The sequence below is a fragment of the Litorimonas haliclonae genome, assembly GCF_965138505.1.
In the GTDB taxonomy this organism is placed as follows: Bacteria; Pseudomonadota; Alphaproteobacteria; order Caulobacterales; family Maricaulaceae; genus Litorimonas; species Litorimonas haliclonae.
The window spans coordinates 18,409-39,892 of sequence record NZ_CBCSCO010000007.1; the positions used below are offsets into that span (position 1 = coordinate 18,409).

Sequence of the window (21,484 nt, forward strand, 5' to 3'; positions counted from 1 at the left end):
CTTCCGAAAGCGCGCGGAACCTACCCAAGGGGCCTAATTAAGTCAACCGCAGTTGAGAGGTTGTAAGGCATTGTAAAAAAACGATTTTCCAAGAAATGTGCAGAGCGTCTCATATGTCGCATCTTATCTTCCTTAGACTCATGGAAAGAAGAGTGTGCTGGTGTCTTATTCCGCCGCGACAAGCTGCTCCGCCGCGTTCAATTCGATAGAGAGGAGTTGAGAGACGCCCTGTTCGGCCATGGTCACGCCGAAGAGGCGGTCCATCCGGCTCATTGTCACCGGGTTATGGGTAATCGCGATGAATTTGGTGTCGGTGTGTTTCTTCATGTCGTCGAGAAGGTCGCAATAGCGGGACACATTGGCATCGTCGAGCGGCGCATCGACTTCGTCGAGGACGCAGACCGGGGCCGGATTGGACAGGAAGACCGCAAAGATAAGGGCGGTCGCCGTCAGAGCCTGTTCGCCGCCGGAGAGGAGCGACATCGCTTTCAGGGATTTGCCGGGCGGACGGGCCATGACTTCAAGGCCGGCTTCGAGCGGGTCGTCCGATTCGGTCAAAGCGAGCGAGGCTTCGCCGCCGCCAAACAAAGTCGTGAACAAACGTCCGAAGTGACCATTGACGACATCGAAGGCTTTCAAGAGGCGTTCGCGGCCTTCCTGGTTTAGCTCATCAATGCCTTCTCGCAGGCGGGCGATGGCGGCGATCAAATCCTGCCGCTCTTCATTCATAGCCGAGAGGCGTTCTTCTTGCTCTGCCGCTTCTTCGTCGGCGCGCAGGTTAACGCCGCCCATTTTTTCGCGTTCGACGGAGAGGCGGTCGAGTTTTTTCTCGATGTCATTTTCGGACAGGCCGGATTCAGGGGAGAGGTCGCCGAGATGTTGTTTCAGCTCTGATGGCTCACAGGATAGGGTTTCGTTAATGCGCGCCTTGGTTTCTGCGATGCGTTCCTGCGCCGCCGTTTTGCGGGCTTCGGCGCCGGCGCGGGCTTCGCGGGCGGCGGAATGGGCTTGTTCCGCCTCGCGGGCAGCGCTCTCGGCTTCTTTCAATTGAGTCTCGGCTGTGGCCAAAGCGTCTGCCGCGGTGCTGCGGCGCGTTTCCGCGCTTTCAAGTTCAGAGAACAGACGCGCGCGGCGATCTGCAAATTTATCCGGCCCATCTGTGGCGGCGCTCAAAGTGGTTTTGGCGGCAGTTGCCCGGGCTTCCAGCTGAGAGACGCGCTGCGCCGCGGTTGCGGACCGTTTCGCCCAATCGGCGCGCTCTTTTTCCACGGCTTTCAGGCGGGCGGCGCGGGCCTCGGTTTCGTTTTTCAGGCTACGGTAAGTCGCCCCGGCTTCGTCCGCGGCGGCGCGGGCGTCGCTCAGTTTTTCGGATAACGCCTCTTGTTGTTCGGAAACGTCTTCGACCGCGCCGAGACCGTCCAGATTGGCTTGGGCCGCGTCGCGCTGCGCGGTCAGCTCTTTAAGCTCTGAGTCGAGCCGTTCTATCCGGTCTTCCAGATTGCGGCGTTCAGCATTGGCGCGGGCGACATCGGTTTCATATTGCGATAACGCCGCTTGCGCCGCGCGTTCAGCTCGCTCAAGATCGGGTAGGGCCCGCCGTGCAGTCCGGACAGACTCCTGCGCCTCGTTGCGGGCGGCGCGGGCAATTTCGAATGCGCTTTGGTCTGTTTCGACCTTTTGCTCCGCGCTTTCAATTTCGGCCGTGATTTCGGTCAGACGGTTTTGTTGCTTTAGTTTGACGGCAGCAGAAGTCTCTGCGCCGGCGGCCATTTCAAAACCGTCCCAACGGCTGAGTTGTCCGTTTTGCGTGACGAGGCGCTGTCCAGGTTTGAGCTGCGGGGCCAGCGTCGAAATATCCGCGCTGTCGACGACTCCGATTTGAGAGAGCCTTGCGGCCAATTCGCTTGGCGCAGAGACATAGTCGCTGAGCGGGTTCGCTCCGCCCGGCAGCGCCTGATCGGAAACGGACGCGCCGCTCCAGCGTAGCGCGGCGTCTCCCCCAACGGCGGCGTCGAGATCTTCGCCGAGCGCGGCGGCGAGGGCTGTTTCATATCCGGGTTTGGCCTGGCATTGATTGAGGGCAGGCTCAAAGGTTCCGGCCTGGGCGCGGGCGAGCATACGTTCCAGCGCCGTCCGCTCTCCGGAAAGTCCTGATAGCGCCTGCCGGGATTTGGAGAGGGCGTCGCGCGCGGCCTGATCGGTTTCTTCGGCGGCAGTCAGCGCCTTGGCGAGGTTTTGTTCTTCGGCGCGGGCAGCCTCTAATGCGGCGAGAGCGTCTTTGGAGCCAGCGGCAAACAGATTACCTGATGATCCGCCGTCCTTGCTCATGCCCGCAAGACGGTCCTGCGTATTGTCCCGTTCAAGCGTGACGCGTTGCAGACGGCTTTCCGCCTGGGAAAGTTCGCGTTCAGCGGATTCCCGGCGGGCGTTTTGATCCGCGGCCTGACGGGTTAATTCGTTATAATCGGCTTCAAGGGCGGAGCGAGTCTTAATGGCTTCGGAAGCTGCGTCGGCGGCGGCGTCCAAGGCGGCAGACGTATCTGCCACGGCGGACAAGCGATCAAATTCCTCTTTCAACAACTTTTCGGCTTCTTCCGCGTCCTGCACAATTCCGGTTTCGCGTTCCAGATCAGAGGCTAGGTCTTTAATCTGGGCTTCCAGTTTTTGGATTTCGGAACTCGCGGCTTCTTCATCGGCCTCGAGCGCTTCTTTGGCCGCGTTCAAACGCCCCAATACGGCGGCGGCAATGATTTGCTCTTCGCGTTTCGGCTCCAGCAAACCTGCGAGTTCTGTCGCCTGACGGGTCAGCGTCGTGGCTTTGGTTGCCGTATCGGCGACGCGGTTTTCACATTCCGTCGAGGCTTCCGTCGCGGCGGCGAGCGTATCGATCGCGCTGATCCAGCGTTTTAGCCAGAGTAGGGCCTTATATTCGTTTATCTCTCCGGCGAGGCGCTTATAGCGTGTCGCCTGACGGGACTGACGCCGAAGCGATAAGAGCTGCCCTTCAATCTGGCCAATAATGTCGTCGAGCCGATTAAGGTTGGTTTCCGCCGCGCGAAGGCGCAGTTCGGCCTCGTGACGACGTGTGTGAAGACCAGAAATCCCGGCGGCCTCTTCGAGGATGCGGCGGCGATTGGACGGCTTGGCGGCGATCAACTCGCTGATTTGTCCCTGACGAACAAGGGCCGGAGAGTTGGCCCCGGTAGAGGCATCGGCGAAGAGAAGCTGAACATCTTTGGCGCGAACCGTCTTGCCATTGATTTTATATTTCGAGCCGCTGCCTTTGGTAATGACGCGCATAACTTCGAGTATGTCGTCGTCATTGAAAGCGGGCGGAGCAATCCGCGCGCTATTGTCGATAGTAAGTGTGACATGGGCTTGGTTACGGCCGGGGCGGGTTTTGGTACCGTTAAAGATAACGTCATCCATGCCCGCCGCGCGCATGGCTTTGGCGGAATTGGCCCCCATCACCCAGCGTATAGCTTCCAACAGGTTGGATTTTCCGCAGCCATTTGGCCCCACAATCCCGGTTAGGCCGGGCTCAATGTGGAAATCAGTCGGCTCGACGAAGGATTTAAACCCCGCGAGCTTTATCTGATTGAAGACCAAAGACCCCATGAAAGTTACTCAGGAGCTTCTTCTGTTTCCGCCGAGTCTGTTGCCGGAGCGGACTCACCGAGGAGCGGAAGGATTACTTCTTCGATGGATTCGAGCGTGTAGAACGCATCGCCGCTTGGCGCTTTTTTGGTATATTCGCCGTTGACGATAAAGGCTGGTGTGCCTGTTACGCCTGCATCAATCCCGCTCTGAACGATAGCCTGATATTCTTTTTGAATGTCAGGGTTCGTGATGCACTCTGCAAATTCGTCTTCCGACAAGCCGGAGTTTTTCGCTATCCCGACATAAGCTTTGCGGGCGTCACCAGCGCGAGCCATATTCAGGATCTGCTCTTGGTTTTCAAATTGATATTTGATGTTTGTCAGGAATTTGTCATCGCCTGAGCACATGGCGATCATGTGTCCGGCGTCCGCCAAATCTTGCGGCGGTGTTGGGAAGGGTCTGAAAATGTAACGAACCTTACCCGTATCGATATATTTCTTTTTAAGGTCGGGATAGACGGTTTTGCTCCAATTAGAACAATGCGGACAAGTAACGGAGGCGTATTCGACGAGTGTCACCGGGGCGTCTTCGGCGCCGATCCCGTAATCATTGGCTAATTCAAATTGCGACGGGTCGCCCTTGGCAGCCGTTGTTGAGGATGTGTCACCCCCACCACAGGCGATAAGGGAAATAGCGGCGACCCCCCCGACGAGTGCAGTCAGGACGGAGCGACGAAGGGAATCAGGTGTAAACGAATCGGTCATAAGGGAAGTCTCGCAATTTTCAGTGTGATGGCAATAAGGCCTAGGGGGATAAGTCGGAGGATATAAGCCGATTTAGGACGAAACTGTGGAGGATTCACGCATTTTACGCATATTTGTCTCGAAAGCGGGTCAAAAATCGTTTCGTTTGCGTGATATCCACAGGCCGAATTTGTCTTGAACATAAAAAAACGCCCTTCAGAAGAGGGCGCTCTAAGTCTAATTTTTTGGATTTTGGCGTGGGGCCTATTTGTTATGGGCTCCTACGAACCAGGCGTCTTTATCGACGGTGCGGCTTATTTCGGTAAACAAATCTGCCGTATCTTCGTCGCCAATCTCTCCGGCCGCGTCCAGCGCGTCTTTGAGCGAAGCGCCAAACGCCATAAGACGGGAGGTCACTTCATCGACATGCTTGTTCTGGTCAGTGATATCGACAGGGTAGGCGTCGAGGCTCGTGTCCTTGCTAACGGCTTGAACGGAACCGTGCGGCTGTCCGCCAAGAATAACAATTCTTTCGGCAATCATATCAGACGCCTCGCGAATGTGCATGGCAACCTGATCCATCAATTCATGCAATCCGATAAAGCTTGGGCCTTTAAGGGTCCAATGAGCTTGCTTCGTCGCAAAGCTCAAATCCAGCGCAATCGCCAGATTATCCTTCAAGAGTGAGATAGATTTTTCGCGTGCTTCATCATCAAGGCGGTTTACATAGGCTTTAGGCATAATACTCTCCGTACATATTTATAAACTTGCGGCCGCCTTTAGGCGACCTTACGACTTTATTACGATACAATTGGGTGTCTGGTTCCCCCTAAAAGCATTATGTCGCACTTGTGAGGCCGTTAACCTTCATGCTCGTGATGATGCCCTTCTTCGGTTTCGTGAGCGGCGTCTTTTTTCAAAGCGCTTTCAGGCAGGTTTGACTGTCCGGACTCATACATTGAACTGATAAGAGAGACGAGAGTCGTTCCGTCCTGCTTTCCTTTATAGGCTTGGCCACCAACATAAAAAGCGGGGACGCCCTGGACTTCTGCTGCATCGGCGCGTTTTTGGCTTAGTTGAAGGCGCGCCATATTTTCCGGTATGCTGAGGCAGGCGTTGATTTCTTCATCATTATTAAGTCCGACTTGCGCGGCAACCTTGCTGTATTCCTCTTGAACTGTTCCATTTTGCGCTGCCTCGAAAATGGTTTCCTGATTATTCATTTGATATTCAATAGAGGAGAAATACTCCTCTTCCGGCGCGCATTCCGCCATTAAAAACCCGGTGACGGACAACATGGCCGGAGGCGTCGGTAAGGGACGTAGTACAAAGCGCATTTTCCCCGTTTCGATGAGTTCACGTTTTACGACAGGCCATTCATCCTGGAACCACTTGCCGCAATGGCCGCAAGTAACAGAGGCATAAGTGATCATAGTTATGGGGGCGGTGTCAGACCCTATAACATGATCGCCCGGGGCTTCGCTGAACACAAAGTCGACTTCGTCTGTTGGCAATGTTTCTGGGGCGGTTTCTATCGGGTCTTCTGGAATGGGGGTCGATTTTGGAGTCGTTTGCGCAAATGAGCTAACAGTCGTGAGCGCAAAGAGCCCTGTAGCCAAAATGCTTGAGGTCAAGAATAATTTAGACATATCAATTTTCGTCTTTCGTCAGAATTCCGCGCCCTAATCTTTCTAGAGACGCTTTTAGATTTTCGTTTTCAACGGAGTTCAGGCTTTCGCGGAGGCGGAGCGCCTCGCTCGGGCGAAGGCCGCGCTTTGTTTTCACGCTCGCGCCGTCTGTGCGCATTTTAGTTTGAACGACTTTAATCGCTTTGACATGGTCCGGCCCTAAATGCGTATTGAGCCGGTCAATTATTGGCCCACTTGCCGCCATAATAAGAGACGCCGCCGCCCCGGGAGCGGAAATAACTAGCGTGCGTCCGCTTCGCCCAGTTGTAAACCGGACAGGGGAGGAGATTTTGCTCCACCGCTCGCCGACAATTTCAGGCCAGAGGCGGGCGAGGGACAGAGCCGAGGAGCCGCCGCCATATTTTTTGGATAAAGGACGCATGACCCGCGAGACCGCCATTCCGGCAGAAGGCGTGCTGCGAAATTGCGGCCGCGCCCGCTGGCTTTCCAGCCAGCGATTGATTTTTTGTCTGTCTTCGCGCGTGATCGTCATAAGAGTTCCCTTTTCCCCCATTGAAGTCGAGGCGTAAAGTACACACATCAGGGTCTATGATTAAAAGCCGGACAGAAAATAAGTCAGAGCAGGAAATCGAACAGATGCGGGCGGGGCTTCTCGACTGGTATGACGAGGAGGGGCGGACGCTGCCTTGGCGCATTCGGCCCGAAGACCGCAGGGCCGGAAAAACGGCTGACCCTTATGCGGTCTGGCTTTCCGAGATCATGTTGCAGCAAACCACGGTTCCGCATGGCACGCCCTATTGGCACAAATTTCTTGAGGCGTTTCCGACCGTTATCGATCTGGCCAATGCGGAACGCGAAACTGTTTTAAACATGTGGGCGGGGCTCGGCTATTATGCCCGCGCGAGGAACCTGCACAAATGCGCTCAAATTATTCGCGACGACTATGACGGCGCTTTTCCGAAAACAGAGGCGGCGTTGTTAAAGCTCCCCGGCATTGGTCCCTATACAGCGGCGACGATTGCCGCGATATGTTTTGATCAAGCGACCAATATTGTCGACGGGAATGTGGAGCGGGTCATCAGCCGCATTTTCAAAATCGAAGAACCTCTGCCAGAAGCAAGGCAGCCTTTGCGTCTTTTGGCCGGGACGCTGGCAGACCCCCGGCGCGCCGGTGATTACGGGCAGGCCGTGATGGATCTCGGCGCCACCATTTGTACGCCGCGGTCTCCTAATTGCCCAGATTGCCCGTGGGATAACTATTGTTTGGCCAAGGCAAACGGCCATCCGGAGGCGTATCCCAAAAAGTCGGTTAAAAAACCCAAACCCATTCGATACGGAGCGGCGTTTGTCGCGCTCCATGACGGCGAAGTCCTTTTGGAAACGCGTCCGGACAAAGGCCTTCTTGGCGGTATGGCGGGTCTGCCGGGCAGTGAGTGGACGGCTGAGCCGTTGAAGAATCCGCTGGAAGCGGCTCCTTTTGAGGGGGACTGGGTCAAATCAGATAATGAGGTGAAACATGTTTTCACGCATTTTGAGCTACGGCTCGATGTCTATAAAGCCGAGTTTGAAACCCGCCCTGACAGCAATCAGGCTTGGGCAGATGATTACCTGCTCGCCGGATTGCCGACCGTGTTTAAAAAAGCGCTTAAAACGGTGCAGTTCTGACTGTTTGAAAAGAGGGCGTTTTATTCGCTTTTCCCCATTGGGTTTTTATAATGTTGGAAATCACGGAGGACGGCCTCCCTCATCTTGAGAAGAATGTCCGGGACGGCCCGGCTTGATTTGAAGAGGAGGGGCTATGCCCTGGTTCTATCTTTTTATCGCGGGTCTTCTGGAAATCGTTTGGGCCTATTCGATGAAGCAGTCAGAAGGCTTCACGCGCACAATTCCTACGATCATTACACTGATTGCGATGTTAGGCAGTTTTTGGCTTTTGGCGCTGGCCATGCGGACAATTCCGCTCGGCACGGCTTATGTCATATGGACAGGCATCGGTGCGGTCGGGGCATTTATATTGGGAATTATATTGTTGTCTGAGCCTGTGAATGCGGCGCGGATATTGGCGGCGCTGCTTATCATTTCCGGTTTGATTCTTATGAAAGTTTCTAGCGCTTAGCTTCGACCCCTTCCAAGGGGAGGCGGAGCAACGCTGGAAAGGCATGTTGCTCCGTCCATGTTTATGGCGTCAGCCTTAAACGGGCGTTGGTTTTAACGTCCCGGCCATTGTCGCGCGGATTTCATCGCGAATGGCGTCAATCGGGGTGAGGCCTTCTTCGCTATGGTAATGCCAATAGGTCCAGCCATTACAGCTCGGCGCGTTTTGAACGCGGGCGCCGACTTGGTGGATGGATCCGGAGAAATCACCGACCAGAAGCGAGCCGTCCGCCCGAATTTTTGCGTTAACATGACCTGTGCTGTTGTGGAGGAACATCCCCGGCGACAGAAAACCTTGCTCTATCAGGCGGCCAAACGGGACGCGCGGCGCGGAGCGCTTTGAGGCTGTGACTTGAATATCCGTGCCTGCGCCTTTTTTGATTTTATCGATCCGTTTTTGCGCGTGGAGAATATATTCTTCTTCCATTTCAAAGCCAATAAAGTGACGCCCAAGCTTTTTCGCAACCGCGCCCGTTGTGCCTGTGCCAAAGAACGGATCTACGACGACATCGCCGGGGTTGGTCGTCGAGAGGAGGACGCGGTGAAGCAGGCTTTCCGGCTTTTGCGTTGGATGGGCTTTCTTGCCGTCGCTTTTCTTCAAGCGTTCCTTGCCTGTGCAAATCGGCAAAACCCAGTCATTGCGCATTTGAACGCCGTCATTGAGCATTTTCATTGCGTCGTAGTTAAAGGTCGGCTTGGCGTCCTCGGTCTTGGTCGCCCAGATGAGGGTTTCGGTCGCATTGGTAAATCGCGTGCCGCGAAAATTCGGCATAGGGTTGGATTTGCGCCAGATAATATCGTTCTGAACCCAGAATTGCTGGTCTTGCAATACGGTGCCGACGCGGAAAATATTGTGATAGCTGCCGATGACCCAGAGCGCGCCGTTCGGTTTTAGGATGCGCCGCGCTGCTTTCAGCCAGTCATGGGTAAACAAGTCATAGGCGTCCATCGTGTCGAACTGATCCCAGTCCTCAGTTACGCCGTTAACGACAGAATTGTCCGGGCGCGAGAGATCGCCGCCAAGCTGCAAATTATAGGGCGGGTCGGCGAAAATAAGATCCACGGATTCTGCGGGCAGGGCATTCATTCCCTCAATACAGTCCCCCTGCATGATGCGGCCAAGTGGCAAGGGCGGCATGTCCACAGAATCAAGGTCGGACACCAGTCGCAAATGTGGGTGCGGATTATCGGAAGTCGGGGAAGTCGCCATGTCTAAAATCGGTCTCTTGGTTAGTGCGGGCCACATCCCCGCTTTTGTGAATTGGAAGAGACCTTTTTGCTGATTCGGTTACCAAGCTCTTAAACCATTGATTAAACTTAGTTTTTAAGGTTTTGTTAGGGGGTCTTACCGAGCGGTTAATATCCACAGGGTCACAAGCCCGAGAGCGTCCGGATTTTCCGTTGAACCGTCTCGTTAATGGCCGTATCGACTGCGCTCCTGATTAGAAAAAGAAGTGCCCGATTATGACTTTGCTGTTTGACCAAACTGCCCCCCGTAGAAAAGCTAAAGCCGTTCCGTCTCTTCCAGAGAATTACGCGCCGCATCCAACCTCTGAGCGTTGGACGCGCGAGGCCGTCGACGCGCTCTTCGCAAAACCGTTCATGGATTTGATATTGGAAGCGCAAACCGTTCACCGCGCCCACCACGCGCCGAACGAAGTCCAGATGTCCCAGCTTCTCTCTATCAAGACAGGCGGCTGCGCCGAGGATTGCGGATATTGCAATCAGTCCGCCCATTTCGACACGGGTCTGAAGGCCGAGAAACTTATCGACGCAGAGGTCGTGATTGAGGCCGCGAAAAAGGCCAAGGCCGGCGGGGCTGGCCGTTTCTGCATGGGCGCGGCTTGGCGGGAGCCGAAAGACCGAGATATGGACGCGCTCTGCGATATGGTGTCCGAGGTCAAATCCATGGGGATGGAGACCTGTATGACGCTGGGTATGCTATCCCCGGCCCAGGCAGAGCGGCTCAAGACATCCGGTCTCGACTATTATAATCACAATATCGACACCTCGCCCGAAGATTATGAGCGGGTGATTTCGACCCGTACATTCGAAGACCGTCTCCATACACTCAACCTCGTGCGCGAGAGCGGGATGAAGGTCTGTTGCGGCGGGATTGTCGGGATGGGCGAAACCGCCGAAGATCATGTCGGACTTTTGTTGGCGCTTGCCAATCTTGATCCGGCGCCGGAATCCGTGCCAATCAATGCGCTTGTGCCCGTTCCGAACACGCCGCTCGGCGATAGCGAACCCGTTCACCCCATCGATTTCGCCCGCATGATTGCCGTCGCCCGCATCATGATGCCGGAAAGCTATGTCCGCTTATCCGCAGGACGGGAGACCATGACGGATGAAGCGCAGGCGCTCTGTTTCCTTGCCGGAGCAAATTCCATATTTGTCGGCGAAACTCTGCTGACCACAGACAATCCGAGCGAAACTGAGGACCGTCTTTTATTTGATCGTTTGGGAATACAGCCGGAAAGCTAATGCACGCTATCGGAACGGGCCTCGTGAAGCGGTGTGCAATGTTCTGCGGTTTGGCTTGTGGATAGCTGAGTAATCTGCACTCTGGGCGCCTCAATAAATATCTCGGCCTCTGCGCAAATTAGGCCGTATTCCGCTGCTGCCTCGCATGCGGCCTTGGTTTTCGAATTGCCTTGAAGCCAGAGAAGGTGGGCGCGGCAGAGCGATATCTGATTTGCCTGAGCCGCCGAGAGGGCCGCGACAAGGCTCACCTCATCGGCCGTAAGGCGCATTGTTCCGGATTCCGAGAGCAGAATTTTTCTTTTTCCGTTCTCGCCAAGGCTTCGGCAAAAGCCCGCTAGCGCTTTCATCGCCAATAAACCCTCTGTCATCTCATCGGGAGACCTAAGGCCTGCCGCATTTTGGTTGAAGGCCTTGTGAAACCCTCCGCGTAATGTCCGGCATCCTCCGCACCCCGCCGCCATGGCCCGAAAGCCCCAGAGCGCAAACCCACCGCCAAATCCAAGATCGGTGATGAAGGTGTTTTCTAGGAAGGGAGACATAGACAGACCTGCAATTAAGAATAACTCGCAAATATGAGATACACTATTGAGACTTATTCGCAAGTAGAAAATTGGATTTTCGAAGATTGGCAGGTCGCAGGGCTCATTATTAAAGAAGAAAGCCATCTCTCGCTATCTGAAAAAATTTTCTGTATTAAAAGCCATGAGCGAGACTCGCAAAACCATTGAACAACTCTCGGCCTTGGCGCAGGAAACCCGCTTTGCGGTGTTTCAGACTCTGATGCGGGCAGGGGAGTCTGGGCTTCCGGCCGGGGCAATCGCAGAAACGCTAAAGGTCGCGCCGAATACGCTGTCGAGCCATCTGGCCATTTTAAACCGCGCAGATTTGACGACTGTTACGCGGGAGGGGCGGTCGCTCATATATAAGGCCCGAATTGACGGGGTGAACGATCTGCTCTCAAGCCTCGTCGAAGATTGCTGCGATGGTCATCCCGAGGTCTGCGTCACCCTTGCGAAGCTTTCAGACAAAACCTGCTAAAAAATCATTACGATATTTCGACAACTATTGAAATGAAGTGGTTTTAAGGTTAGGTGGCTCTCAAATGAAAGTGAGTCGGCATGAGTGTTTTTGATCGGTATTTGTCTGTCTGGGTGGCGCTGTGTATCGCGGCAGGCATTCTGCTAGGGAAAGTCTTGCCGGGCGTGTTTCAGGCCTTGGCGGCGATGGAATATGCCAGTGTGAACCTTCCCGTTGCGATTTTGATTTGGGCTATGGTTTGGCCAATGATGATTGGCGTCGATTTTGCCAGTTTGAAGAAAATGGGAGACAAGCCGAAGGGCCTCGTGATCACAATTGTGGTGAACTGGCTCATAAAGCCTTTCACGATGGCGGCTCTAGGCGTTCTATTTTTCAAGTTCGTCTTTGCTGATCTAATCCCGCCTGCCGAGGCCGAAGGCTATATCGCGGGGCTGATCTTGCTAGGCGCGGCGCCTTGCACGGCAATGGTCTTTATCTGGTCCCAACTTACCAAAGGAGACCCGACTTACACGCTCGCGCAGGTGAGCGTGAATGACGCGATCATGGTCGTTGCCTTTGCGCCGATTGTGGCGTTTCTGCTCGGCGTGACGGATATTGTCGTGCCGTGGGATACGCTGGTTCTCTCGGCCATACTTTATGTGGCGATCCCTCTGGCCGCCGGAATGGCGGCGAGGGCAGTGTTGCTGCGCAAAGGCGGCGAGAAAGCGGTCGAAGATTTTATCGCGAAAATCAAACCTGCTTCGATATTGGGTCTTTTGGCGACGGTTATTTTGCTCTTTGGGTTTCAGGGAAATACCATTCTCGCGCGTCCTTTGATCATTGTGCTGATTGCCGTGCCAATCCTCATTCAATCCTACGCCATTTTCGCTGTGGCTTACGGCGCGGCCTGGCTTTGGAAAGTGCCTCATAATATTGCGGCGCCCTGCGCTTTAATCGGAACGTCCAACTTTTTTGAGCTCGCCGTTGCGGTGGCGATCAGCGTGTTCGGTCTCTCCTCCGGCGCGGCGCTTGCGACAGTGGTCGGCGTGCTGGTCGAGGTTCCCGTCATGCTGTCGCTCGTTGCAATTGCCAACAGAACCCGATCCAGATTTCCGGCCTAAGGACAGAGCCCATGATCGTTATTCATCATAACCCGGATTGCGCCACCTCGCGCAATGTTCTCGGCATCATTCGCGCCTCTGGCTATGATCCGGTGGTCATTGAGTATCTGAAAGAGGGGTGGACAAAACCACAGCTCTTGGCGCTTTTCGCCGCGGCGGACCTCACGCCGAAAACGGCTCTACGAACGACCAAATCACCGGCCAAAGAGCTTGGATTGCTCGAAGAAAATGTGGATGAAGAGGAAATTCTCGCGCAAATGCTAGAGCATCCCGTCCTTGTTAATCGCCCTATTGTTTGCTCGCCCAAAGGCGTGAAACTCTGCCGCCCCAGTGAGGCCGTTTTGGAGGTCCTCGAAAGCAAGCCGGCCTCGCCCTATTACAAAGAGGACGGAGACCTTTTAGATTTGGGCGATAAGTCTTAGGGGCTATCGGCCCTTACATCGCCTCCCGATCATGAGGAATATTCAGGTCGAGGGACGGGCGCACCGGCACGATGCGGTTCGGATTGACCATGTCGTGACTGCCGTAATAATGCTTCATAATATGATCAAAAACGATCGTTTTGCTGACGCCGGGCCACTGATAAAGCTCGCGTGTATAGGGCCAGAGATTTGGATAGTCGGAAATTCGCCGTTTGGAACATTTGAAATGAATGGCGTAAACACGGTCAAAGCGAATGAGTGTTGTGAAGAGCCGCCAATCCGCCTCTGTAATTGTGTCGCCGCAAAGATAGCGGTTTCTGGATAGAATGCTGTCGAGCCAATCCAATGTCTCAAACAAAGGCTCTACGGCTTCGTCATACGCATCTTGCGTTGTTGCAAAGCCCGCCTTGTAAACGCCGTTATTGACGGTTTCATAAACGCGCTCATTTATCTTGTCGATTTCAGAGCGAAGCCTTTCAGGATAGAAATCCGGTCCCGTCGCGCCGATATCGTCGAAAGCGCTGTTGAACATGCGGATAATATCTGCGGATTCATTGGAGACGATCGTATCGTTTTCCTTGTCCCACAGCGTCGGCGTCGTGACATGTCCAGTGTAGTCGGATTTGGCCCGGGTATAAAGTTGGTGAAGATAACGGTGACCCAGCGGATCAGGCTGGGTGTGTTCGTCCTGCCGAAAGGTCCATCCGGTCGAGCCCATGAACCAATGCACGGCAGAGACGGAAATCATCTCTTCCAATCCCTTCAGAGTGCGGAAAATCATGGTGCGATTTGCCCAAGGGCAGGCGTGGCTAATATAGAGATGGTAACGGCCGGCCTCGGCCTTGAAACCGCCCTTGCCCTTTGGCCCCGCCGAGCCGTCTTTCGTTATCCAGTTCCGAAAAACGGCGTCTTCGCGTTCAAATTTGCCGCCTGACTTTTCCGTATCGTACCATTTGTCCTGCCAAAATCCGTCAACCAATAGGCCCATGACTCATCTCTCATTTTTATATAATGAACTCCAGAAAAGGAATGATTTGAAACGGAAGCAGTTCCAATATTATCTATCCACCCGAAAGACGGACCAGCCGGTTCTCTGAACCAGACGCTCAAGCGCGTTCATGCCGAGTTGTGAATTACCCTGGTCATTTAGTCCCGGCGACCACACCGCGATAGAGGCGATGCCCGGCGCCACGGCCAAAATGCCGCCGCCGACGCCAGATTTGCCGGGCAGGCCGACGCGATAGGCGAATTCGCCTGATCCGTCATAATGGCCGCACATCATCATGAGGGCGAGAATACGCCGCGTCCGCTGGCGCGAAATAATCGTGTCTGTTGTATTGGGGTGACGCCGCCCGCCGCACATTAGATACCGACCCGCCATAGCCAATTGTCGGCAGCTCATAGAAAGCGCGCAGAAGTGGAAATATGTACCTAAAGTTTCTTCGACCGGGTTATGAATATTTTCAAAAGCGCGCATATAATTGCCGAGGGCCAGATTACGAAATCCGGTATCGTGTTCGCATTTGGCGACCTTTTCATCGATCATAATGCTCTCGTCCCCCGTTACCATTTGCATAAAACGGATAAACTCGCCGAGCGCTTCTCGCGGCTCGTAGTTCGCCAGCAGGACATCGGCGACAATAATCGCGCCGGAATTAATAAACGGATTGCGCGGAATGCCTTGCTCTGACTCCAGCTGCACAATGGAGTTAAACGGACTGCCGGATGGCTCCCGGCCCACTCTCGACCAAAGCGTATCGCCGACCGCGCCAAGCGCCATGGTCAGCGTGAAAACCTTCGTGATACTCTGTATGGAAAAGGGCGTATCGGCGTCTCCGGCCGTGTAGCATTTGCCCTCATGATCTATAATAGTCATGCCAAATTGCGTCGGCGAAACCGACGCTAAGGTTGGAATGTAATCTGCGACTTTGCCGCGCCGGTGCTCCTGCGCCATCTCGGCGGTGATTTCCTCTACGATAGTCTGTAAATCATCTGGCGTCATTAAAAGGTCGACTTTGGGTGGCGGTTCATGAGCTACAGCCGAGGCTATAGCGGTCTATTAGCAAAAGCGGCGAGAGACAAATCGTTCCCCCACCGCCGCTATTATAGAAATTAGCCGGCCTTAACGTCGGCAATCCATTGATCAACCCGGCGCTCCAATACGCTCAGCGGCATAGCGCCCCCGCCGAGAATCGCGTCATGGAAACCCGGAAGGTTAAATTTATCGCCCAGCTCTTGCTCGGCGTTGCGGCGAAGCTCCTGAATTTTGATCATCCCGATTTTATATCCGGTCGCCTGTCCGGGCAGTGTCATATAGCGGCGGACTTCGGATTGCGCCTGCGCTTCAGTGATGGCTGAATTTTCCAAGAAATACGCGACCGCTTCTTCTTCTGACCAGCCTTTAGAATGTAGGCCAGTATCGACGACGAGGCGAATAGCGCGCCAGATTTCTGATCCCAAGCGGCCAAAATCAGAATAGGGGTCTTCATATGTGCCCTCAAATTCTGTTGCCAGCTTTTCCGAATACAAACCCCATCCTTCGGAATAGGCGTTAAAACCGGCTTGTGTCCGAAATGTCGGTACGCTCGTTAATTCCTGCGCGATAGAGATCTGCATATGATGGCCCGGCAGTCCTTCGTGATAGGCAATCACTTCAAGCTCTCTTTTTGGCATGGCCTTCATATCGGAGAGATGAGCGTAATATATACCTGGACGTGAGCCATCGGGCGTGCCCGGTCTGTAATGCTGAGCGGCGCCGTCTTGCTCGCGGAACGCCTCGACGCGTTTCACTTCAAGATTGGCCTTGGGCAGAATTCCAAAATAATTTGGAAGTTCCTCTTCAATGCGCTCAATCGCGGCAGTCGAGTCCGCGATATAGGCGAGGCGGCCTTCATCCGTATCCGGATAGTAATATTTTTCGTTATCTTTATTGTCCCGAAGTTCGGCGAAAAACTCTTGAAGGTCACCGGTAAAGCCGACCTCATCTTTAATTTTAATCATTTCGGAGCGCAGACGCGCGACTTCATCAAGGCCAATTTGGTGGATTTCATCCGCCGTCAGGTCGGTTGTTGTGTGACTGGCCAGTCTCTCATTGTAATAGGCTTCGCCGTTTGGCAGAGCGCCAACGCCCGCGCCGACGTCCGGCGTGTTTGGCATATCCTCTTTCTGCCACGCGATCAGATTTTCATAGGCCGGCATCCAGTCTTCGATAAGGGCTGTTTGCGCCGCTTCTCTCAGGCTTTCCGCTTTGGCATCATCAATCTCGCCGGCCTCGACCAAGGCACTTATTTTAGACTGGGCATCGGCCCAAATGGCGCTGTCTTCACCCTCATCAAAGGGCGCGCCCGTGATGATCTTTTGCGCGGAATCAATAACCGATTCAAACGCAAAGCGAGGAGGGCGAACACCTGTCTGCGCATTGGCTTTCGACCGGACAATCATCTGTTCAATAGCGCGGCCTGTTTCAGAAATACGGCTGATATAGGCTTCCATATCAGAGGCGTTGTCTACTCGGTGTACGGAAATCAAAAATGACGGAGGGAAGGTATGGATTGCGCCCATTTGCTCGAAAATATACTCATTCGTCTGAAACTCATTTTCGGCCATAGCGGCTTGATATTGATAATCCCAAATATCCCATGAGATTTGCGCCTCAGGCGTCAGTTTGTCATAATCAAACTCACTTTTCATTTCTTCAACCGTCGCTTTTCGCCAGGCTAGCTGCTCATCCGCCGCCTCTTGAGACATATCATCCATTTGGCCGTAATTTGTTTTCCGCCCGAGGAAAGATTGCTGGATAGGGCTAAAGGCAATCTCTTCTTCAAATTTCTCTTCAAACCAAGCGTTTAACCGAGCTGTTTCGGCCGCGATCTCATCCGCAGTTGGTTCTGCCGTTTCAGCTGCCGCAGGCGGCTCTTCCGGCGCGGGGGAGGACGGGGAACAGGCCGCCATGGCGCTGGACGCCAAGAGCATCATGAGAAATTGGCAGGACGATTTTTTAGGGGAAAATTGAGGGGTAAAACGCATTGAGTCTCTCCGTAAACTTTGAAAAGCAGGCTTTACGAAAGCAGGGGGAGAGTCAAGTTCTAGGCAAAGGTAAGGCTTAGTGATATAAAGGAATTTTTGAAGCTCATTAAGACCTCAAACCTTATCTTCCGCGAACTCTTGTAATAGGTGCGCGTAGCCTTCGCCTTCTTTCCAATAAGGCGTGATCTGGACGAGGGTCATGAAGACGCCTTGGTCGATTAGGGATTTTGGCGGGGCGGTGCCGAAACGCAGGTCATGATATTGGAGCCAGAAGGTAAAATGCTGCGCGATGCGGCCTGACAGAGCTTTTTTCTCGCCTTCGTCAAAGGTCAGATGCCCGTCCTTGTGGAGTTTTGAGAGGAGGGAGTAAGCGGTGCGTTCTTTCAGAGCGAGGATATTGGCAAATTTCGTCTGGAGTTCCGGGATGCGCCCAATCAGTTCGGCCTGATTACGATAGAAAAAGCGGAAGTCGAAAATTTCTTCGAAGATGATGTAAAGATAGACCCAATTATCTTCGATGCTGAGGGGCGCATTGATTGGCGCGCTCAGGACAAGGCGGATTTCTTCCTCGAAATCGGCAAAGAGCTGGACGATAATTTCGTCCTTGCCTTTGTAATGATAATAAAGATTGCCCGGGCTGATGCCCATGACAGAGGCAATATCCACTGAAGAGATAGAGCTTTCGCCTTCATTGTTGAACAGCTCCAGCGCAGTGGCGAGAATTTTTGTTTTCGTGGCGCTGCGCTCGACCATTTGAAGAAAAGTCTAATCAGACTTTTTTGTCGGAGCTGTCTTGGCGGCATCTTTTTTCGTTGTCGCGCGCGGTTTGGTCGAAGCCTTTTTTGCGGCACTTGATGTTTTGGGGCTAGCTTTTTTTGCCGCTGGCTTCTTTGCACTTGTGCGCTGGGTCGTTGTTTTCTTGCGAGTTGAAGTGGTTTTCTTGGCCGTGGTTTTTTGCTGTTGCTTCAACAGGCCGTCGAGTTTGGCGTTGAGCTCGGCGACTTGCGCTTCCAGATCAGAGACGCGATCCGATTTTCCGCCGGAGAGTCTTTCTCGCATGGATTTGATGCGGTCATTTAAATCAAAGTCACGGAGGCCGGACTTTTCGACCATTTCCTTGCCTTTATATTCCACGACCTTTTCAAGCATTTCGCCTTTTTGAACGAGGTCTTCGAAAACTTCCGATGATTTGCCGGAGAGTTCGCCTACGGCGCCTTTGGCTTCGGTTAGTGCGCGTCCATAGGCGCCAATACCGGCCAGCCAGATACGGCGGGCTGTATCCGTTGTTTTCTTATCGTCTTTTTCTTTTTTGACCATGATGCGCTCCGGTTAAGTGGCGGGGACGGGGCTGACGTCGTGCTTATGATTAAACGCTGCGGCGACGGACGGCAAGAGCATGGGGTTAACATGCGGGCAGGGCACTTCGGGTTCACCGAAGAAGTCGCGGATCATCTCGACGGTTTCATCCCGGCGGGTAAGCAGGAAGAGATGTCCTGCGCCTTCAATAATTTTCAGACGGGAATCTTTCAGGGCGTAATTCAAAATATGGCCGTTCACGACGGGCACTATATGATCTTTCTCGCCCATAATCACGAGCGTTCGCGCGCGGATGCGGCGAATAAAGGGCAGAGAAGACCACCCCGCCATAGCGCTGAGCTGGAACAGGTAACCTTTAACGGAGGGCGGTACCATATTGATGGAGAAATCACGCACGCCTTCTCCGGCTGCGTCGCCGTAAAGCGCTTCGAAGTTTTTGGCGAGAAAATCGCGGTCAATATAACGCTTGGGCGAAATCATCTTGGACAAAGCTTTGGGTTTGCCCGGCACCATGGTGGAGCCGGTCGTCGTCGCGCAAAGCACCAGATTTCGAACCATGCGCTTATACTGCCAGGCAAATTGCTGGGCCGGACCGCCGCCCCAGGAGACGCCTAGCACATCAACTTTGGTATAACGGTTTTCGATCAGGATTTGCTTGGCAGCCTTGGCTACCCACCATGGGCGGTAAGGAAAACTCGGATCAGGCGATCCGCCGACGCCCGGCATATCGAATGTAATGATATCCCGACCGGTAAATGTATCGGCAAAAGCTTGTGCAATCTCGAGATTGGCACCGATTCCATTGAAAAAGAGCAGGGGCGTGCGTTTGCCGCGGCCTTTATCTGTTCCCTTCCATATGGCCGTACGAAGTGTCTGATTGCCGACTTTTGAATAAAAGATACGCGGCAAGTTCGGATGGTAGTCCGTTGCGACAGAAGGAGGGCCGGGATTAATCGCCTCGGCCTTTTTGGAGCTAGCGCTCTTTGGCATATCTGTCATCTTTCCCGCAGTAGGTTTTCAGCCCTCTGCAATTATCTGGTGCGAATCAGCTCCCACATTCCATTCTGATTCTTAATATTCTCTATGCTTTAAAGTGGTGGCGGTCAGGCCCTCTGTAAAGCGCCTGACTGTGAATGGCCGCTATCCAGCCAATGCATTAAGTAAAGACATACTCTCCTGGCGCCTGGCTAAGCGGAGGGAAGGCTTTATTTCCGAGTGATTTAGGCGCGGCTTTCATCTCGCCGGAGCGCTCTGACAGCCATTTATCCCAACGGAGCCACCAGCTCTCGGAAACCGATTCCGCGGCCTCCAGCCAGCGGTCGGCGCGGGCCGGGTGATCCGAATTGATGAAATATTGCGCCTTCGGATTGCCGGGCGGGTTAAGCAGAGACTGCAAATGGCCCGAGTTTGACAGGACGAAGTCTACTTCGCCGCCAAACAGGCGGATATTGCGGTAACAGGCCTTCCACGGCGTAATATGGTCGGTAATTCCGGCCACCATGAAACAATCCTGCGACACGGCGCCCAGATCGATCTCATGACCGAGGAAATGGATATCTTTGTCGGGCCGGAAACGGCGGTCCTGGAAAATATCCAGATAGTCGGAATGAAGCTGCGACGGCAGGTTCGTGCCGTCATTATTCCAGTACAGCACGTCAAAGGGCGGCGGGCTTTCCCCGAGCAGATAATTATTGACGACATAATTCCAGATCAGATCGTTGGGGCGCATCCAGGCAAAGCTCCGGCCAAGCTCTTCGCCGGTCAATATGCCTTTGCGTTTGGAATGTTTGCGCGCGGCTTCAATTGCGCCGTCCGTGACGAACAAGCCAATTTCGGAATCCGATTTTTTGCCGTCGAGCACGCTGACCATGACCGTAAAGGCATTGACGCGGTTATCGCCGCGCGCTGCAAGTTCGGAGAGGAACAGCGCCATGGTAATGCCGCCGGAGCAGGCGCCGCTGACATTCAGGCGCGGGCTGCGGGAGATCTTCTTCACGGCGTCAGAGGCTTCGATAAGTGCCGCGACATATTCTTCGAGACCCCAATGGGCGTGCTGACGTCCCGGATTGCGCCAGGACACCGCAAAGACCTGATAGCCGCGAGAGGTCAGAAACCGCACCATGGACTTATCCGGCGCCAGATCGAGCGCGTAAAATTTATTGATCTGCGGCGGGATGATCATCAATGGTATCTTGTGGACCTGTTCGGTCTTGGGTTGATACTGAATGACCTCGAGCATTTCGGTTTTATAAACCACCGCGCCTTTGGAATTGGCGAGGTTTTCACCGACCTTGAACGGACGGCCATCGACTTGGCTTGGCATGCCGCCATTATTGCGAAGGTCGTCATAGGCGTTTTGCAAGCCCTTAAAGAGCGATCCGCCGCCTGTTTCGAACAGGCGTTTCATCGCTGTCGGGTTGCCGAGGAGCGTATTGGTCGGCGCCAGCGCATCGGTGAGCATATCCGTGACAAAACGGGCGCGGGTCTGATCGGCCGGGTGCATGCGGGAGTCGTCAATCCAGCCGTTAAGCTCGCGCTTCATGGCCAGCCAGCTCTGCAGGCCGCGTTTATAAAGCGGATTAGTCTGCCATGTCGGATCTTGGAAACGGCGATCTTTGGGGTGAGGCGTCAGCTCCGAGGAGCCTTTGGCGATATCCAGAAGCTCTCCGGCATAATTTTTGACGTGTTTGGCAAAAGGCTTCGGCTGCTTCGCCATATATCCGGCCATCATGCCGAGAGATTTGACCACTTCACTACGCCGAAACCCGACAAGCGAGTTCACAGCCGTGGTATTCTCAGCCGCCTGTTTCCCGATTTTCTCTTTTTTAGGTGCCATGAAAATTATCCCCGATATGATTTATATCAACACTAGACAGGCTGATGTCATCTGGCAATCACGCAATAAAATCCCCTAAGGCATAAAAAAACGGTGTATCCCGAGAGAGAGT

The 21,484-nt window shown here is 53.9% G+C and carries 20 protein-coding genes; 6 read left to right on the plus strand and 14 right to left on the minus strand.

Translation table 11 applies throughout. From position 1 onward, the window contains the following. Positions 1-165: 165 nt before the first annotated feature. The 5 genes from smc to ACNA05_RS13100 form a co-directional block, all read right to left on the minus strand. On the minus strand, positions 166-3,618 hold the full coding sequence (smc, locus tag ACNA05_RS13080) for a chromosome segregation protein SMC (protein ID WP_415811956.1): 3,453 nt from the start codon (positions 3,616-3,618) through the stop codon (positions 166-168). A 5-nt stretch (positions 3,619-3,623) separates the two neighbouring features. Next, the gene (locus tag ACNA05_RS13085) at positions 3,624-4,364 is read right to left on the minus strand and encodes a thioredoxin domain-containing protein (RefSeq protein WP_415811957.1); all 741 of its coding nucleotides are present in this window, start codon (positions 4,362-4,364) and stop codon (positions 3,624-3,626) included. A 243-nt stretch (positions 4,365-4,607) separates the two neighbouring features. Then, positions 4,608-5,084: a DNA starvation/stationary phase protection protein Dps gene (gene dps, locus ACNA05_RS13090; RefSeq protein ID WP_415811958.1), complete on the minus strand. Its 477-nt coding sequence runs from the start codon at positions 5,082-5,084 to the stop codon at positions 4,608-4,610. A 119-nt stretch (positions 5,085-5,203) separates the two neighbouring features. Continuing rightward, the gene (locus ACNA05_RS13095; RefSeq protein ID WP_415811959.1) at positions 5,204-5,992 is read right to left on the minus strand and encodes a thioredoxin domain-containing protein; all 789 of its coding nucleotides are present in this window, start codon (positions 5,990-5,992) and stop codon (positions 5,204-5,206) included. Between the two features lies 1 nt (position 5,993). Then, positions 5,994-6,524 (minus strand): DUF721 domain-containing protein, encoded by a 531-nt coding sequence (locus ACNA05_RS13100; protein ID WP_415811960.1) that lies wholly within the window; start codon positions 6,522-6,524, stop codon positions 5,994-5,996. 56 nt (positions 6,525-6,580) lie between these two features. On the opposite strand from ACNA05_RS13100, the gene mutY reads away from it, so the two are divergent. Both mutY and ACNA05_RS13110 read left to right on the plus strand, forming a co-directional pair. After that, positions 6,581-7,657 carry an A/G-specific adenine glycosylase gene (gene mutY / locus ACNA05_RS13105; RefSeq protein WP_415811961.1) on the plus strand — a complete coding sequence of 359 codons (1,077 nt, stop codon included), beginning with the start codon at positions 6,581-6,583 and terminating at the stop codon, positions 7,655-7,657. A 133-nt stretch (positions 7,658-7,790) separates the two neighbouring features. Then, complete coding sequence (locus ACNA05_RS13110) at positions 7,791-8,108, plus strand: DMT family transporter (protein WP_415811962.1); 318 nt, start codon at positions 7,791-7,793, stop codon at positions 8,106-8,108. 75 nt (positions 8,109-8,183) lie between these two features. On the opposite strand, the gene ACNA05_RS13115 is transcribed toward ACNA05_RS13110, so the two are convergent. Continuing rightward, positions 8,184-9,284 carry a site-specific DNA-methyltransferase gene (locus ACNA05_RS13115; RefSeq protein ID WP_415812031.1) on the minus strand — a complete coding sequence of 367 codons (1,101 nt, stop codon included), beginning with the start codon at positions 9,282-9,284 and terminating at the stop codon, positions 8,184-8,186. A 326-nt stretch (positions 9,285-9,610) separates the two neighbouring features. Here ACNA05_RS13115 and bioB point away from each other — a divergent pair, with 326 nt between their 5' ends. Beyond that, positions 9,611-10,633 (plus strand): biotin synthase BioB, encoded by a 1,023-nt coding sequence (gene bioB, locus ACNA05_RS13120; protein WP_415811963.1) that lies wholly within the window; start codon positions 9,611-9,613, stop codon positions 10,631-10,633. On the opposite strand, the gene ACNA05_RS13125 is transcribed toward bioB, so the two are convergent. Next, complete coding sequence (locus ACNA05_RS13125) at positions 10,630-11,172, minus strand: hypothetical protein (RefSeq protein ID WP_415811964.1); 543 nt, start codon at positions 11,170-11,172, stop codon at positions 10,630-10,632. The two genes, bioB and ACNA05_RS13125, sit on opposite strands and share 4 nt — an antisense overlap. A 163-nt stretch (positions 11,173-11,335) precedes the next feature. Here ACNA05_RS13125 and ACNA05_RS13130 point away from each other — a divergent pair, with 163 nt between their 5' ends. The 3 genes from ACNA05_RS13130 (at position 11,336) to ACNA05_RS13140 (ending at position 13,193) form a co-directional block, all read left to right on the plus strand. Further along, positions 11,336-11,671, plus strand: coding sequence for an ArsR/SmtB family transcription factor (locus tag ACNA05_RS13130; RefSeq protein WP_415811965.1), 336 nt, complete (start codon positions 11,336-11,338; stop codon positions 11,669-11,671). Positions 11,672-11,751: 80 nt separating this feature from the next. Further along, a complete protein-coding gene (arsB, locus tag ACNA05_RS13135) occupies positions 11,752-12,771 on the plus strand; it encodes an ACR3 family arsenite efflux transporter (RefSeq protein WP_415811966.1) in 1,020 nt (339 codons plus the stop codon). A gap of 11 nt (positions 12,772-12,782) precedes the next feature. After that, positions 12,783-13,193, plus strand: coding sequence for an arsenate reductase family protein (locus ACNA05_RS13140; protein WP_415811967.1), 411 nt, complete (start codon positions 12,783-12,785; stop codon positions 13,191-13,193). A 13-nt stretch (positions 13,194-13,206) separates the two neighbouring features. On the opposite strand, the gene ACNA05_RS13145 is transcribed toward ACNA05_RS13140, so the two are convergent. The 7 genes from ACNA05_RS13145 to ACNA05_RS13175 all read right to left on the minus strand — a co-directional run bounded on the left by ACNA05_RS13145 (position 13,207) and on the right by ACNA05_RS13175 (position 21,372). Continuing rightward, complete coding sequence (locus ACNA05_RS13145; RefSeq protein WP_415811968.1) at positions 13,207-14,181, minus strand: glutathione S-transferase family protein; 975 nt, start codon at positions 14,179-14,181, stop codon at positions 13,207-13,209. A 69-nt stretch (positions 14,182-14,250) separates the two neighbouring features. Beyond that, complete coding sequence (locus ACNA05_RS13150) at positions 14,251-15,195, minus strand: glutaminase (RefSeq protein ID WP_415811969.1); 945 nt, start codon at positions 15,193-15,195, stop codon at positions 14,251-14,253. A 110-nt stretch (positions 15,196-15,305) separates the two neighbouring features. After that, positions 15,306-17,219, minus strand: a complete 1,914-nt coding sequence (locus tag ACNA05_RS13155) for a DUF885 domain-containing protein (protein ID WP_415811970.1) — start codon at positions 17,217-17,219, stop codon at positions 15,306-15,308. A gap of 114 nt (positions 17,220-17,333) precedes the next feature. Further along, positions 17,334-17,972: a TetR/AcrR family transcriptional regulator gene (locus ACNA05_RS13160; RefSeq protein ID WP_415811971.1), complete on the minus strand. Its 639-nt coding sequence runs from the start codon at positions 17,970-17,972 to the stop codon at positions 17,334-17,336. A 12-nt stretch (positions 17,973-17,984) separates the two neighbouring features. Next, positions 17,985-18,536 (minus strand): phasin family protein, encoded by a 552-nt coding sequence (locus ACNA05_RS13165; RefSeq protein ID WP_415811972.1) that lies wholly within the window; start codon positions 18,534-18,536, stop codon positions 17,985-17,987. Between the two features lie 12 nt (positions 18,537-18,548). After that, positions 18,549-19,526 (minus strand): alpha/beta fold hydrolase, encoded by a 978-nt coding sequence (locus ACNA05_RS13170; RefSeq protein ID WP_415811973.1) that lies wholly within the window; start codon positions 19,524-19,526, stop codon positions 18,549-18,551. A 166-nt stretch (positions 19,527-19,692) separates the two neighbouring features. Further along, positions 19,693-21,372, minus strand: a complete 1,680-nt coding sequence (locus ACNA05_RS13175) for an alpha/beta fold hydrolase (protein ID WP_415811974.1) — start codon at positions 21,370-21,372, stop codon at positions 19,693-19,695. Positions 21,373-21,484 lie beyond the last annotated feature (112 nt).

Excerpts from the sequence above, each read along its gene's own strand:
- smc (WP_415811956.1), bottom strand. The coding sequence starts at position 3,618 with ATGGGGTCTTTGGTCTTCAATCAGATAAAGCTCGCGGGGTTTAAATCC.
- ACNA05_RS13085 (WP_415811957.1), bottom strand. The coding sequence starts at position 4,364 with ATGACCGATTCGTTTACACCTGATTCCCTTCGTCGCTCCGTCCTGACT.
- dps (WP_415811958.1), bottom strand. The coding sequence starts at position 5,084 with ATGCCTAAAGCCTATGTAAACCGCCTTGATGATGAAGCACGCGAAAAA.
- ACNA05_RS13095 (WP_415811959.1), bottom strand. The coding sequence starts at position 5,992 with ATGTCTAAATTATTCTTGACCTCAAGCATTTTGGCTACAGGGCTCTTT.
- ACNA05_RS13100 (WP_415811960.1), bottom strand. The coding sequence starts at position 6,524 with ATGACGATCACGCGCGAAGACAGACAAAAAATCAATCGCTGGCTGGAA.
- mutY (WP_415811961.1), top strand. The coding sequence starts at position 6,581 with ATGATTAAAAGCCGGACAGAAAATAAGTCAGAGCAGGAAATCGAACAG.
- ACNA05_RS13110 (WP_415811962.1), top strand. The coding sequence starts at position 7,791 with ATGCCCTGGTTCTATCTTTTTATCGCGGGTCTTCTGGAAATCGTTTGG.
- ACNA05_RS13115 (WP_415812031.1), bottom strand. The coding sequence starts at position 9,284 with ATGCCGCCCTTGCCACTTGGCCGCATCATGCAGGGGGACTGTATTGAG.
- bioB (WP_415811963.1), top strand. The coding sequence starts at position 9,611 with ATGACTTTGCTGTTTGACCAAACTGCCCCCCGTAGAAAAGCTAAAGCC.
- ACNA05_RS13125 (WP_415811964.1), bottom strand. The coding sequence starts at position 11,172 with ATGTCTCCCTTCCTAGAAAACACCTTCATCACCGATCTTGGATTTGGC.
- ACNA05_RS13130 (WP_415811965.1), top strand. The coding sequence starts at position 11,336 with ATGAGCGAGACTCGCAAAACCATTGAACAACTCTCGGCCTTGGCGCAG.
- arsB (WP_415811966.1), top strand. The coding sequence starts at position 11,752 with ATGAGTGTTTTTGATCGGTATTTGTCTGTCTGGGTGGCGCTGTGTATC.
- ACNA05_RS13140 (WP_415811967.1), top strand. The coding sequence starts at position 12,783 with ATGATCGTTATTCATCATAACCCGGATTGCGCCACCTCGCGCAATGTT.
- ACNA05_RS13145 (WP_415811968.1), bottom strand. The coding sequence starts at position 14,181 with ATGGGCCTATTGGTTGACGGATTTTGGCAGGACAAATGGTACGATACG.
- ACNA05_RS13150 (WP_415811969.1), bottom strand. The coding sequence starts at position 15,195 with ATGACGCCAGATGATTTACAGACTATCGTAGAGGAAATCACCGCCGAG.
- ACNA05_RS13155 (WP_415811970.1), bottom strand. The coding sequence starts at position 17,219 with ATGCGTTTTACCCCTCAATTTTCCCCTAAAAAATCGTCCTGCCAATTT.
- ACNA05_RS13160 (WP_415811971.1), bottom strand. The coding sequence starts at position 17,972 with ATGGTCGAGCGCAGCGCCACGAAAACAAAAATTCTCGCCACTGCGCTG.
- ACNA05_RS13165 (WP_415811972.1), bottom strand. The coding sequence starts at position 18,536 with ATGGTCAAAAAAGAAAAAGACGATAAGAAAACAACGGATACAGCCCGC.
- ACNA05_RS13170 (WP_415811973.1), bottom strand. The coding sequence starts at position 19,526 with ATGCCAAAGAGCGCTAGCTCCAAAAAGGCCGAGGCGATTAATCCCGGC.
- ACNA05_RS13175 (WP_415811974.1), bottom strand. The coding sequence starts at position 21,372 with ATGGCACCTAAAAAAGAGAAAATCGGGAAACAGGCGGCTGAGAATACC.